Raw genomic sequence first — 14,678 nt, 5'->3', positions numbered from 1 at the left:
TATGAACACAATAGATCAATTCAATTTCAAAGATAAAAAAGCTTTGGTAAGAGTGGATTTCAATGTCCCTTTAGACAGTGAGTTCAACATTACAGACGACAAAAGGATGCGCGCAGCACTTCCTACCATCACTAAAATCCTTAATGATGGAGGATCAGTGATCCTGATGTCACACTTAGGTCGTCCGAAAGGCGGACCAGAGGATAAGTATTCTTTGAAACACATCCTGGGCGATCTTTCCAGAATGTTGGATCTGGAAGTGAAATTCGCCGACGACTGTATCGGTGAGCAGGCAGTACAGGAAGCACGTAACCTGGAGCCCGGACAAGTTTTATTACTTGAAAACCTTCGTTTTTATAAGGAAGAGGAAAAAGGCGACAAAGAATTTGCGGGTAAACTGGCTAAGTTAGGTGATGTATATGTAAACGATGCTTTTGGTACCGCGCACCGTGCACATGCCTCAACCGCTATTGTGGCAGAATTCTTCCCGCATGCTAAATATTTCGGTTATTTAATGGCCGAAGAATTGAAAAATGCAGAAAAAGTAAATCATGGTGCTGAGAAACCTTTTACAGCAATCATGGGTGGAGCTAAAGTATCAGATAAAATCTTATTGATCGAAAGCCTGCTTGATAAAGTAGACAACCTGATTATTGGTGGTGGTATGGCATATACCTTTGCAAAAGCAGCAGGTGGCGAAATCGGTACTTCGTTATTGGAAGCAGACCGCATGGAGCTTTGCCTGGAACTGGTTAAAAAAGCAAAAGACAAAGGCGTTAACCTGATCTTGCCACTTGATACAGTGATAGCTGATAAATTTGATAACAACGCCCAGAAAGATACGGTTGATACAGGTAAAATTCCGGCCGACTGGATGGGATTGGATATCGGTCCTAAAACTGTAGCCTTGTTCACTGAAACTATCAAAGGATCGAAAACTTTATTGTGGAACGGCCCTATGGGGGTTTTTGAAATGGCTAATTTTGAACAGGGAACCCGTGCTATCGCAGATGCTGTAGTAGCTGCAACACAGGATAATGGAGCGTTTTCATTGATCGGAGGTGGTGATTCTGCTGCTGCGATTGCTAAATTCGGATTGGAAGAAAAAGTAAGTTATGTGTCGACCGGTGGTGGTGCATTGCTAGAGTATATGGAAGGCAAAGAATTGCCGGGCGTAAAAGCAATCAACGACTAATTCAATAACGGTTTTTTAACGAAGGTCCTTAGGTGAAAATCTAAGGACCTTTTTTTATCTATATACGGTGCAATCCAAGATCGATTGTCTAAAGTCTGATTAGTAATTAATCATTTTACTGCATGCTTATTGGTCAATTGAATTTAATTAATAAGAAAATAAATAGTCCTGATTGCATTCATTTCCAGATGTTTATTGAGTGTCTGCATGCAAGTTGAATTTCGCCTTGATCGGTGATTAAATTAACAAGACCGAACAAAATCTGATGCTTTCATCCAGTATCTATCCAGATCCTATCCAGTATCTGTCCAGTTATCAGCCAAATAATACTGGATGAAACGTGTTTTATATTCGGAAAATCCCTGGATTAGTGTGCTTTTTAGCATTGCTTAATAGGAAATAATTGGCAGGTAAAGTCGGTGGGAACTTATGCACTCGGGGCTCTAAAAAAACTGCATTTTATTTTTTCGCTCAGATTATCGCTCAACTTCTTATGATCAAGTACATTGAGTGGAATTACTGATTATTAGGAGGTTAGAATGTTTATAAACTCCACCGCAAATTGCGTATGTTCGTATACTATTTGAAAAATAACGGATTTATGGGATTTTCTCCCACCTTTAAAATATGCCTCTAAATATGTAAAAAAGCGGTTTTTGGATTTTTTTTGTTTTGTTGAAAACTTTTTGTGGTAAAATGTGGTAGAAAGTGGTAGAAGTATCTATTTTTACACTACATAAAAAGTATAAATATCAAAATGGTTCAACTGCTAGGAGAGTTTGATTGTAAATTGGATGCGAAAGGTCGCCTTATGGTGCCTTCGAGTCTGAAGAAGCAATTGCCTGACGTTGAGAAAGAGGGACTTGTGATCAACCGCGGTTTCGAAAAACATCTTGTTATCTATCCTAAAAAAGTATGGCAAGGTATCGTTGAAGAGCTGAGTAAGCTCAATCCTTACGAGCAAAAAACTAGAGAATTTATCAGGTATTTTACCCGCGGCGCGACGGAATTGACGCTTGATGCGGCTGGTCGGGTTAATTTACCGAACTCTTTAATGGAGTCTGTAGGTATTTCTATCAATACCGAGCTTGTTTTAGCTTGCCAGTTTGATAAAATAGAAGTTTGGTCTAAATCTGCTTATGAAGCGATCTTTGATAATGAGCCTGCAAACTTTGCGAGTCTTGCCGAAGAAGTAATGGGCAATAAGAACAGGGGGGCGGATGGAAACTAATTACCATGTACCTGTAATGTTGCAAGCCTGCATGGATGGTTTGGCGATTAAGCCGAACGGTGTTTATGTGGATGTTACTTTTGGTGGCGGCGGTCATTCGCGTGAAATCCTAAAACATCTGGGTAAGGACGGTGTGTTGATCGCTTTCGATCAGGATCCTGATGCGCAACGGAATGCTATAGATGATCCGCGTTTCCGCTTTGTAGATCAAAATTTTGCTTTTCTAAAAAACAACCTGCGTTTGCTGGGTTTCCGTACAGTAGACGGTATCCTGGCGGATCTCGGTGTCTCGTCGCATCAATTCAATGAGCCTGAGCGTGGTTTTTCTACGCGTTTTGAATCGACATTGGATATGCGCATGGATAAGCAAAGTGAGTTAACTGCTGCAATGGTACTGAATACTTATGCTGAGGAGCAACTCCATAAGATCTTTGGTATTTATGGTGAAGTCAAAAATGCGCGGTCGCTCGCCAAGGCGGTGGTTACTGCCAGGGTTGCTCAGCCAATCAACACATTGGCTGAATTTAAGCAGGCTGTAGCGGCACATATCCCAAAAGGAAAAGAGAATAAATATATGGCGCAGGTTTTTCAAGCCTTGCGTATCGAAGTGAATAAAGAAATTGAAGTACTGGAAAGCTTTCTGGAGCAGTCGGCCGAAGTATTAAAACCCGGTGGACGCCTGGTGGTGATGTCTTATCACTCTTTGGAAGACAGGCCGGTGAAAAACTTCATTGCAAAAGGAAAAGTGAGGGGAGAGGTGGACAAGGATTTTTATGGCAATCAGCAAAAGCCATTCAACGCGGTAACCCGCAAGGCTGTAGTGGCGGATGAGGCTGAATTGCTGGCAAACAGCAGGTCAAGATCTGCGAAACTTAGAGTGGGGGAAAAGCTATGAATAACCAGTTTAAAAACCCAATAATAGAAGAAGATGAACTGGAGGAAGAACCAGAGATCAAGCTTAAAAAGCCTAAAATAAAAGAAGCGACACCGGAATCAAAGAGCAGTACGGTAGGCTTTTTCAAAAAGGTTTTTACGGAAGGTGGAGTAAGTAAGGAGGCGGCGACAGAGATGCTTCCTTTTCTGCTTTTTATTTCTTTTTTATGTATGCTGTATATCGCAAATAGCCATATGGCTATGAAAAATATCAGGGACATAGATAAGTTGGGTAAAGAAGTTAAAGAATTAAGCTGGGAATATAAATCGTTAAAAGCTGACCTTATGTTCAAGAGTAAGTTGACTGAGGTGGCAAAAAAAGTAGATACGCTGGGCATAAAGGAATTAACCGAACCGCCTAAAAAAATAATGATGACTAGCAATGAACATTAGAGCAAACATATTATTACGTGTTTATCTGGCTTTCGGCCTGATTGTACTGCTTGCCGTGGCGGTATTGATCAGGCTATGCGACGTACAGTTTGTAGAGGGACATAAATGGCGTGCCATGGCCGATAGTCTCTCTACAAAGTATGTCAATGTTGATGCCGCCAGAGGAAATATCTATTCAAACGATGGAAGCTTGTTGGCTACTTCTGTGCCCGAATATGAGCTGCGCATGGATCTCTTTGCCGGAGGTATTGAAGATAATGATGTTTTTTATGGTAAGGTGGATTCTCTTGCCTTAAAGTTATCGCAGTTTTTTGCCGACAAAACGCCTAAAGAATATGCACGTTATCTACGGAGCGCGCGTCAGGATAGTTCACGTTACTTATTGATTAAAAGACAAGTCAATTATCAGGATCTGAAAATGATCAGGACTTTCCCGCTATATAATATTGGTAAATACACAGGTGGTTTGATCGCTGTGCAACAAAATAAAAGAATTCATCCTTTTAAATTTCTTGCTGCCAGAACAATCGGGTATAAAAATGAGAATGTGTCCAACGGTGTAGGTCTTGAAGGTGCTTATGGCAACTACATCAATGGCGAGAGTGGTAAACGTTTGGTGCAGCGGATCGCTGGTGGTGTATGGATGCCTGTAAATGATGAGGCGGAGATTGCGCCTAAAGAGGGAGCCGATATTATCTCGACAATAGATATTAATATGCAGGATCTGGTTCAGACTGCATTGGAAAAACAACTGATTGCCAGTGAAGCGCATCATGGTGCTGCGATCCTGATGGAAGTTGCTACAGGTGAGGTAAGGGCAATAGCAAATTTTACGCAGGTTGCACCCGGAGAGTATAAAGAGACATTTAACTATGCTATTGCTGGTAATCAGGATCCGGGATCTACTTTTAAAGTAGCTTCTTATATGGCTTTGCTAGAGGATAAAAAGGTTGATACTAATACGATGGTTGCTACCGGGAATTATCAGGTTCCAGGTAAGTTAATTAAGGATTCGCATGGAAGTATCGGTGTCGTGACTGTGAAAAAAGCTTTTGAAGAATCTTCAAACGCAGCGATTGCACAATTGGTCAATACACACTATCGTGAGGAGCAAGCGAGATTTACAGACCATTTATATGATTGGCACTTAAACCAGAAACTGGAGCTGCAGATTCCTGGAGAGGCTCAGCCGGTAGTTAAAAACCCGAAAAACAAAAGTTGGAACAAGAACCTGACTTTGCCGCAAATGGCTTATGGTTATGAAATGCAACTGACTCCATTGAAGATGCTATCATTCTACAATGCGATTGCAAATAACGGAAGATATCTGGCGCCGATCTTTGTAAAAGAAATCAGAAAACTAGGTAACCCGATCGAGCAGTTCCAGGCACGTGTGATCAATAAAGAGATCTGCTCTCCGGCAACATTAGGTAAAATGCAAGCCATGCTGGCAGGTGTATTTACTGAAGGTACTGGTAAAAGTCTGGCTTCGAAATTTTATAAGATAGCAGGTAAAACCGGTACAGCGCAAGTTGCTGATGGCAATAAAGGTTACGGCAAAAAACAATACCAAAGTTCATTCTGCGGTTATTTCCCTGCTGATCACCCTAAGTATTCTTTGATTGTAGTAATCAACGATCCTAAAGGTGCTTATTACGCTGCAGCTGTTGCCGGACCTCCGTTCCGTGAGATTGCTGACCGTATTTACGCCCGCGATGTGCAGATGTACAACAATGTAGAAGAACATCTGGTAGGCAATACCAAATCGCCGGAGGCAAAAGCCGGAAAGAGTAAAGAAGTTAGAAAAGTATACAATGCCTTGGGAATTAAAACCCTTTACGCGGCAAAAGGAGATTACTTTAATAGCATAGATACGAGTAATGGTTTGGTTTACCAGGAATATAGCACATTAAAAGGCGTGATGCCTAATGTTGCTGGAATGGGGTTAAAAGATGCCTTATTTCTATTGGGTAATGCCGGCTTAAAAACCAAAGTGATGGGTAGCGGAAAGGTTTACGCACAATCTATCGCGGCGGGACAAAAAATTGGACGAGGACTGGGTGTTCAAATAGAATTGAAATAAGATGCAGTTGCAGGAAATTTTATACGGCGTAACGATTATTAAGCTTGTCGGATCGACAAACAGGGAGACTAGCGCCCTGACTTTTGATTCGCGTCAGGTGATACCGGAATCGGCATTCTTTGCAGTAACTGGTACAGTATCCGACGGACATAAATATATTGAACAGACAATTGCTGCCGGTGCGCGAATAGTGATTTGCGAGGTTATGCCTGAAGTGTTAAACGAACAGGTTACCTACATCCAGGTAGAAAATACATCTGTAGCCTTGGGAATCATGGCCGCAAATTTTTACGGTAACCCTTCAGCAGAGCTTAAATTGATAGGTGTTACCGGTACAAATGGTAAGACCACTATTGCGACCTTGCTATTTAAATTGTTTAGAGAACTTGGTTATCATGTAGGGTTGATTTCTACAGTTGAGAACCAGATCAATGAAACTGTTATACCTGCCACACATACAACGCCAAATCCACTTGCGCTTAACCAATTGTTGCGTCAGATGGTTCAGGCCGGTTGTGTGTATGCGTTTATGGAGGTGAGTTCGCATGCTGTGGTGCAACATCGCATTGAAGGAATTCATTTTGTAGGTGGGGTGTTTTCGAATATCACACACGATCACCTGGACTTCCACAAGACCTTCGATAATTACATCAAAGCCAAACGTGCATTTTTTGATGCGCTGCCTAAAACTGCTTTTGCCTTAACCAATGGTGATGACAAGAACGGGATGGTGATGCTGCAAAATACCAAAGCTTCTAAAAAGAGCTATGCTTTAAAACAACTGGCTGATTTTAAAGCCAGGATTATTGAAAATAAGTTCAGCGGACTGAATCTGGATATTGATGATACCGATGTATTCTTCAAGTTGGTTGGTTCATTTAATGCGTATAACCTGTTGGCAGTTTACGGTACAGCGATGTTGCTGGGCGAGGATAAACTAACAGTACTGACTATACTTAGTAACCTGACGGGTGCAGAAGGCCGTTTTGATTATGTAAGCAATGCGCAGGAAATTATTGGTATTGTGGATTATGCACATACACCTGATGCTGTTCAGAATGTGTTGAGTACTATACAGAATATCAGAAAAGGTACTGAGCAGGTGATTACGGTGATTGGTTGTGGTGGCGACAGGGATAAGACCAAACGCCCGGTTATGGCACAAGTGGCTTGTGACTGGAGTGATAAAGTGATTCTGACTTCCGATAACCCACGTACTGAAGATCCGCAGGCGATTTTAAATGATATGGAAGCTGGTGTTTCACCAACTAACAAACGTAAAACACTGTCTATTTTGGATCGTAAGGAGGCAATCAGGACGGCTTGTCACCTCGCCCGCAAGGGAGATATTATCCTGGTAGCAGGAAAAGGACACGAAAAATATCAAGAAATTAATGGAGTAAGATTCCATTTTGATGATAAGGAAATATTGATGGAACAATTAAACTCGATCAGCTAATGTTATATTATTTCTTCGAATATCTACGTCAGCATTATGACATCCCTGGATTGAGGTTATTTCAATATATCACATTCAGAACTTCACTGGCGATTATCATTTCCCTGATCATTACTACGGTTTATGGTCGCAGGATCATTAACTATCTGCACAAAATGCAGGTTGGAGAAACTGTGCGTAACCTCGGACTGGAAGGACAGATGCAGAAACAAGGTACGCCTACGATGGGTGGAATCATGATTTTGCTTGGTATTCTGGTGCCTACTTTACTGTTGGCTAACCTAACCAATGTATATGTCATCCTGATGATTATCACCACAGTTTGGATGGGTGCTGTAGGTTTTCTGGACGACTATATCAAAGTATTTAAAAAGAATAAAGAGGGATTGGCGGGTCGTTTTAAAATTGTTGGACAGGTAGGACTCGGGCTGATCATTGGTTATACCATGTATTATAACCCGAATATTGTGGCTCGTCAGAAAGTAGACGAAAGCAAAGTGGTTAAAGATGCTGCGCCGATGGTATTGCGCCAGAAAGGCGAGACTTTTTACTATACCCAGGATGTGAAGTCGACCATCACCAATATGCCATTCTACAAAAACAATGAATTTGACTACGCCAAGGTACTTAAGTTTTTAGGTCCTGGATACGAGAAATACGCTTTTTTTGTGTTCCTGCTGGTTGTTGTGGTGATCATCACTGCGGTATCAAATGGGGCTAATATTACGGACGGGATCGACGGTTTGGCAACAGGTACGTCGGCCATTATCGGGATTACGCTGGGCCTGTTAGCCTACGTGTCTGGTAATACGGTTATTGCCGATTACCTCAATATCATGTATATCCCAAATTCGGGGGAGCTGATGATTTTTGCGGGTGCTTTTGTGGGTGCCTGTGTAGGTTTCTTGTGGTACAACTCGTATCCCGCACAAGTATTTATGGGGGACACCGGAAGTTTGGCTATCGGTGGGATTATCGCGGCTTTCGCGATCATGATCCGCAAAGAGTTGTTGATTCCTATCCTGTGTGGTATCTTCCTGGTAGAGATTTTATCTGTCATGCTTCAGGTCTCTTACTTTAAGTATACGAAAAAGCGTTTTGGTGAAGGTCGTAGAATCTTCCTGATGTCTCCTTTACATCACCATTACCAGAAGAAAGGGTATCACGAAGCTAAAATTGTTGTGCGTTTCTGGGTTATCGGCATTTTGCTGGCCATCATTACCATCATCACCTTAAAAGTACGATAATGGAAAAGGAAAGGATTGTCATTTTAGGAGCCGGCGAAAGCGGCGTAGGTGCGGCAATGCTGGCGCAGAAGCAGGGATTCGATGTTTTTGTGTCGGATTTTGGTGCTATTGCTGATCGTTACAAAGCAACGCTAACTGAACTGAGCATCCCCTTTGAGGAGAAAAAACATACACAGGAATTAATCCTCACTGCGATCGAAGTGATTAAAAGTCCGGGTATTCCAGACGATGTGGCCATTGTTAAGGCGATTAAAAAACAACGCATTCCGGTGATCTCAGAGATTGAGTTTGCTAAGCGCTATACCGATGCAAAAACGATTTGTATTACAGGATCGAATGGTAAGACAACAACAACAATGCTGACTTATCACATTTTGAAAAAAGCAGGGTTGAACGTAGGTTTGGCAGGTAACATCGGCCATAGTTTTGCTGCTCAGGTGGCTACTGAAAACTTTGATTGGTACGTGTTGGAGATTTCAAGTTTTATGCTTGATGACATGTATGCCTTTAAGGCAGACCTGGCGGTGCTATTGAACATCACGCCAGATCATTTGGATCGGTACGATTATAAAATGAATAACTATGCGGCCTCAAAAATGAGGATTACGCAAAATCAGACTGCGGCAGATTATTTTATCTATTGCGCCGATGATGAAGAAACGCAGAAAGCACTGAAGAATACCACAGTGACTGCAAAAAAATATCCTTTCTCAATCCGTAAAAAGATTGAATTAGGAGCTTACCTCGAAGGAAATAATTTAAATATCAATATCAACCAATTAGACCAGTTCACTATGTCAATTTCAGAGTTAGCCCTACAGGGCAAGCATAATATTTACAACTCTATGGCTTCAGGCATAGTTGCCAAAGTGTTAGATATCCGTAATTCCACTATTCGCGAGAGTATGGGTGATATCAAAAACATCGAGCACAGACTGGAGCATGTAGCTAAAATCTCCGGTGTAGATTACATCAATGATTCTAAAGCTACCAATGTTAATTCTACCTGGTATGCGCTGGAAAGTGTACAGCCTGAAGTGGTTTTGATCATGGGTGGGGTCGACAAAGGGAATGACTATGATATGCTGAAAGAATTGGTGAAGAGCAAAGTCAAGGCGATTGTTTGTCTGGGGAAAAATAACAAACGCATCCACGAAGCTTTTGAAGATGACGTAGATGTTATTGTAAATACATTTTCTGCACACGAAGCGGTACAGGTGGCTTATCACCTTGCAAAGAAAGGGGATACGGTATTGTTATCGCCTGCATGTGCAAGTTTCGACCTATTCAAAAATTATGAAGATCGTGGCAATCAATTTAAGATGGCTGTAAAAGAACTGTAGTTATGTTTGCAAGTGCGCTATTAGAAAAAACCAAAGGAGACCGCTGGATCTGGCTGATTATCATCCTGCTTTCGCTGATCTCAATTCTCGCTGTTTACAGCGCTACTGGTACACTTGCGTATAAACAGGGGAAGACGGTGGAAAAAATCTTATTAACCAAGCACTTGATATTTGTACTGATGGGTATAGGAATGATTTATATCGCCCATTTACTTGATTATAAATACTATGCCGGTATCTCCAAGGTGCTGATGATCGTTACTATTCCGCTACTGCTTTACACGTTGGTGTTTGGTACAAGCTTGAACGATGCCTCCCGTTGGGTGAAGATTCCGATTATCGGATTGACCTTTCAGACATCCGATTTGGCTAAGCTTGCACTGATAACTTTCCTGGCCCGGATGCTTACTAAAAAGCAGGAAAATATTAAAGATGTTAAAAAAGCTTTTATACCAATTATGGGCTCGGTTTGTGCAGTGTTTATATTGATTGCACTAGCCAATTTATCAACAGCGCTCATGTTATTTGGAGTAAGCATTTTACTACTTATTATCGGAAGGATCAGCATCAAGCAGATTGCTATGGTTTGTGCCGGGGGGATGGTTTTATTGATGTTTGTTGTGTTTTTGGGGCCAAGAAGGGAAACCTACAGGTCACGGATCAATTCATTTATGCATCCTGAATTGCAGCATTCTGATAAGACTTACCAGGCGGATCAGGCAAAGATTGCGCTGGCAAATGGAGGTGTGTTTGGAAAGGGTCCTGGAAACAGTACACAACGGAATTTCCTGCCGCATCCGTACTCGGATTTTATTTTTGCCATTATCGTAGAAGAATACGGTTTGATAGGGGCGATTGTAATTATCATTTTATACCTCGCGCTGCTTTATCGATGTGTGCGGATTGTAACCCAAAGTCCGAAGGCCTTTGGTGCCCTGCTGGCTGCCGGACTGAGTTTTAGCCTTACCATTCAGGCTTTTGCAAATATGGCCGTTGCTGTAGGACTTGGCCCAGTAACAGGGGTTCCCTTACCGTTGGTAAGTATGGGTGGTACATCAATGATTTTTACCAGTATCGCTTTTGGTATTATCCTAAGCGTAAGCAGGGATGTAGAAGAAAACAATAAGAAAGTTGTTGTGGGAGAAATCCCGGCAATGGCATAAATAAAATAACTATGAGACCAACAAGAATTATCATTTCAGGCGGCGGTACCGGAGGACATATCTTCCCGGCGATTGCTATTGCCAATGCGCTGAAGCGCATGGAGCCTACTTGTGAGATCTTGTTTGTGGGCGCCACAGGCCGTATGGAAATGGAAAAAGTTCCGGCAGCGGGTTATAAAATAGTGGGTTTAAACATCAGTGGAATTCAGCGTGGTTCGATCACTAAAAACCTGAGTCTGCCTTTTAAACTGGTAGATAGCATGCGTAAAGCATTGGGCTTAATTTCATCCTTTAAACCTGATGTGGTTGTTGGGGTAGGCGGTTATGCTTCCGGCCCGATCCTGTTTGCGGCATCCTGGAAAAATGTACCTTACCTCATTCAGGAACAGAATTCGTATGCGGGTATTACCAACAAACGTTTGGGAAAAAATGCTGCCAAAGTTTGTGTGGCATTTGACGGTATGGATGCCTTCTTCCCCGCAGAAAAGATCCTGAAAACAGGAAATCCTGTACGTAAGGAAGTGGTTGATGTATTGAACAAGCATTTTGCAGGTTCTGAATTATTAAAGCTCGATCCACTTAAGAAAACAATCCTGGTAACCGGGGGAAGTCTGGGTGCAGGCACACTAAATAAAAGTATTGAAAAGCATCTGCAGGAAGTTCTGGATCAGGATGTGCAGGTGGTATGGCAAACGGGTAAGTTCTACTATCAGGATATCATTGATCGCCTTGGGCTGAATTTTCATCCCAATGTGCGGATTCTGGAGTTTTTGAACCGCATGGATCTGGCCTATGCTGCTGCTGATGTGATCATTTCAAGAGCTGGAGCCGGCACGATTGCCGAATTATGTCTGATTAAAAAGCCAGTAATTCTGGTGCCTTCGCCCAATGTGGCTGAAGATCATCAGACGAAAAATGCACTGGCCTTGGTTAAAAACAATGCGGCAATGCTGATCAATGACCGTTCGGCTATTGATACGCTGGTGCCCGAGGCTTTGGCTTTATTAAAAGACGAAACCCGGTCGGCGATGCTGGCAGAGAATATTGGTAAGATGGCTTTGCCGGAGGCTGATGATATCATCGCAATGGAAGTGTTAAAATTAGCAGGGAGGACAGTATAAATGGAACTTGCAGCAATCAACAGGATATATTTTGTAGGGATCGGCGGGATCGGCATGAGTGCGCTTGCCCGTTACTTTGCCAAACGTGGTGCTGTGGTTTGCGGTTATGACAAGACGCGTACTGACCTGACTATTGCTTTGGAGCGGGAGGGTATTCTGATTTCCTATATGGATGATGATGCAACGCTGCCTGTTTGTTTTCTGGATAAAAATCCGGATACGTTGGTAGTGTACACACCTGCTATCCCAAAAAACAGTACGATTTTAAATTATTTTCAACAGAACGGTTTCGCTTTAAAGAAGCGCTCTGAGGTATTGGGTATCATCAGTAAAGGGCAGTTTTGTATTGCTGTTGCGGGAACACATGGTAAGACTACAACGTCATCCATCATCGCGCATATCCTCACAGACACTGGTTACGGATGCACTGCATTTTTAGGCGGGATTGCTACCAATTATGGATCAAACTTTTTGTTGAGCGATAAGCCTGTGGTTGTTGTGGAAGCGGATGAATATGACCGTTCTTTTCTGACTTTACATCCTGATCTGGCGGTCATCACATCTATGGATGCCGATCATTTGGATATTTACGGTGATAGTATGCAGCTGCAGGAGTCTTTCAGACTGTTTGCTGGTCAACTCAAACCGGGTGGTACCTTGTTTTTGAGATCTGGATTACCGATTAGTGAAGGTGTAAATTACAGTTTGGATCCATGGGCAGATATTAAAGGATTGAACATCCGTATTGTAGATGGGTGTTTTGAGTTTGATTATGTCAGTGAAGAAGTAACTATCGAAGGGATCAGGCTGATGCTTCCCGGAAGGCACAATATTGAGAATGCTGTTGCCGCAATTGGCATAGCGTTGAAACTGGGGATTGAACCGGAAGCCATCAGGTCTGCCTTGGCTAGTTTCAAGGGTGTGAAAAGGAGATTTGAGATTCAGGTTAATACAAAGGATCATGTATATATTGATGACTATGCGCATCATCCTGAAGAATTGCGAGCTTGTTTTGCTGCTGTAAGGGAATTATATCCTGAGCGTAAGCTGACTGTAGTTTTCCAGCCGCATTTGTTTAGTCGCACTAAAGACTTTGCGGCAGATTTTGCTCAGGTATTGAGTACTGTAGACGATTTGCTTTTGTTGGAGATATACCCGGCCAGGGAGTTGCCAATTCCAGGGATTGATTCTGCGTTTTTGCTGGATCAGATTACACTGGATAGTAAAATAGTATGTGCAAAAGGGCAGGTCGTGGATTTAATTAAAGCCAAACAGCCTGAGTTACTGTTGACCGTAGGTGCGGGTGATATTGATACGTTGGTTCAACCACTTAAAAATGTATTGAGTCATGCTTAAACGGATCAACTGGACATTGATATTCAAAACATTTGCCTGGGTAGTTTGCCTGAGCGGTGTGGTGGTATTGATGAGCTTCGTAAGTGTGAAAAAGGCTGCAGTAAAATGCACTAATGTCAAGATTTTGATTCCTGGAGCTGATAACTTCATTGAAAGGGAAGAGATTGATGCGATATTGAAACAAAACCAGGGTGTTTTGATCGGGCGTAAGTTAGAACAAATTAATCTGGATGATATCGAAGATAAATTAAAGTCGAATCCTTACATCGGATTTGCAAAGGTATATGCGGATATGGATGGGGTGATCCACATCGAGATTAATCAGCGTCAACCCTTATTGAGGGTGATTAATGCTGGCAATCAGGATTTTTATATTGACAGAAAAGGGTTAAAAATGCCAGTGTCACCAAACTTTACCGCCAATGTGCTGGTAGCGAATGGTAATATCATGGAAAATTTCAGTGGCAAGATCGATACGTTACATACGCAATTGGCGGTAGATCTCTATAAGACTGCGGAGTTTATCAAAAAAGATAGTCTTTGGGATGCGCAGATCGAGCAGATTTTTGTGAACGAGCAAAAAGACATAGAGTTGATACCAAGAGTAGGTAACCAACGGATCATCCTCGGTAACGCGGATTCACTGGAAGTGAAGATGAGTAACCTGATGGCATTTTATAAACAGGCGATGCCCAAAGTAGGCTGGGAGAAATATAAAACCATTAACATTAAATACACAAATCAGGTGGTTTGCGTTAAGAATGAGCTAGACTCGGCAAATAGGGCAGAAGCGGGTAAGGCGCCATTGGCTAAACCAGTAGTGCCAGCCAAAATCAATGTAATCGATTCTATCGTAAAAGATGAGATTGCAAAGGAGATCAAAACTGAGGTAGCAGAAAAACCCAAGGTTGTGGTAGCGAAACCTAAGGCGGTTGCGGTAAAGCCCGAGGTGAAAAAGGTAGAAAAGAAACCTGAGCCGGCAAAAGTAAAGGCTGAGCAAGCTCCTGTAAAACCAGTAGTAAAGCCAGTAACCGCTAAACCGGTTGTTGTGCCACAAAAGAAAGTCGCTGCGCCCTTAACAACGGCAGCAAAGGCAAAAGAAAAAGTTAAGACAGATACCAAGAAGAACAAATAATAATAAACTCAACAAATTA

The 14,678-nt window shown here is 42.2% G+C and carries 12 protein-coding genes; all 12 read left to right on the top strand.

Features of this window, described 5'->3' with window-relative positions:
- The first annotated feature begins 1 nt into the window (after position 1).
- The 12 genes from CLV32_RS10125 (at position 2) to CLV32_RS10070 (ending at position 14,659) form a co-directional block, all read left to right on the top strand.
- A complete protein-coding gene (locus tag CLV32_RS10125) occupies positions 2-1,195 on the top strand; it encodes a phosphoglycerate kinase (RefSeq protein ID WP_133555011.1) in 1,194 nt (397 codons plus the stop codon).
- A 757-nt stretch (positions 1,196-1,952) separates the two neighbouring features.
- A complete protein-coding gene (gene mraZ / locus CLV32_RS10120) occupies positions 1,953-2,426 on the top strand; it encodes a division/cell wall cluster transcriptional repressor MraZ (RefSeq protein ID WP_133555008.1) in 474 nt (157 codons plus the stop codon).
- Entirely contained in the window at positions 2,416-3,321 is a 906-nt protein-coding gene (gene rsmH, locus CLV32_RS10115) for a 16S rRNA (cytosine(1402)-N(4))-methyltransferase RsmH (protein WP_133555006.1), read from the top strand. The genes mraZ and rsmH overlap by 11 nt, the downstream gene beginning before the upstream one ends.
- A complete protein-coding gene (locus CLV32_RS10110) occupies positions 3,318-3,752 on the top strand; it encodes an FtsL-like putative cell division protein (protein ID WP_133555004.1) in 435 nt (144 codons plus the stop codon). Before rsmH ends, CLV32_RS10110 begins: the two co-directional genes overlap by 4 nt.
- Positions 3,742-5,835, top strand: coding sequence for a penicillin-binding protein (locus CLV32_RS10105; RefSeq protein WP_133555002.1), 2,094 nt, complete (start codon positions 3,742-3,744; stop codon positions 5,833-5,835). The genes CLV32_RS10110 and CLV32_RS10105 overlap by 11 nt, the downstream gene beginning before the upstream one ends.
- A 1-nt stretch (position 5,836) precedes the next feature.
- Complete coding sequence (locus CLV32_RS10100; protein WP_133555001.1) at positions 5,837-7,294, top strand: UDP-N-acetylmuramoyl-L-alanyl-D-glutamate--2,6-diaminopimelate ligase; 1,458 nt, start codon at positions 5,837-5,839, stop codon at positions 7,292-7,294.
- Positions 7,294-8,541, top strand: coding sequence for a phospho-N-acetylmuramoyl-pentapeptide-transferase (mraY, locus tag CLV32_RS10095; RefSeq protein ID WP_133554999.1), 1,248 nt, complete (start codon positions 7,294-7,296; stop codon positions 8,539-8,541). Before CLV32_RS10100 ends, mraY begins: the two co-directional genes overlap by 1 nt.
- Positions 8,541-9,884 (top strand): UDP-N-acetylmuramoyl-L-alanine--D-glutamate ligase, encoded by a 1,344-nt coding sequence (gene murD, locus CLV32_RS10090; protein ID WP_133554997.1) that lies wholly within the window; start codon positions 8,541-8,543, stop codon positions 9,882-9,884. The genes mraY and murD overlap by 1 nt, the downstream gene beginning before the upstream one ends.
- Positions 9,885-9,886: 2 nt before the next feature.
- A complete protein-coding gene (locus tag CLV32_RS10085; protein ID WP_133554995.1) occupies positions 9,887-11,047 on the top strand; it encodes an FtsW/RodA/SpoVE family cell cycle protein in 1,161 nt (386 codons plus the stop codon).
- A gap of 11 nt (positions 11,048-11,058) precedes the next feature.
- On the top strand, positions 11,059-12,168 hold the full coding sequence (gene murG / locus CLV32_RS10080) for an undecaprenyldiphospho-muramoylpentapeptide beta-N-acetylglucosaminyltransferase (protein WP_133554993.1): 1,110 nt from the start codon (positions 11,059-11,061) through the stop codon (positions 12,166-12,168).
- Positions 12,169-13,524, top strand: a complete 1,356-nt coding sequence (gene murC, locus CLV32_RS10075; RefSeq protein WP_133554991.1) for a UDP-N-acetylmuramate--L-alanine ligase — start codon at positions 12,169-12,171, stop codon at positions 13,522-13,524.
- Positions 13,517-14,659 carry a cell division protein FtsQ/DivIB gene (locus tag CLV32_RS10070; RefSeq protein ID WP_133554989.1) on the top strand — a complete coding sequence of 381 codons (1,143 nt, stop codon included), beginning with the start codon at positions 13,517-13,519 and terminating at the stop codon, positions 14,657-14,659. The genes murC and CLV32_RS10070 overlap by 8 nt, the downstream gene beginning before the upstream one ends.
- Positions 14,660-14,678: the final 19 nt, after the last annotated feature.

The sequence above is a fragment of the Pedobacter duraquae genome (assembly GCF_004362245.1).
Lineage (GTDB): Bacteria > Bacteroidota > Bacteroidia > Sphingobacteriales > Sphingobacteriaceae > Pedobacter > Pedobacter duraquae.
This window is presented reverse-complemented; position numbering and strand designations above follow the sequence as displayed.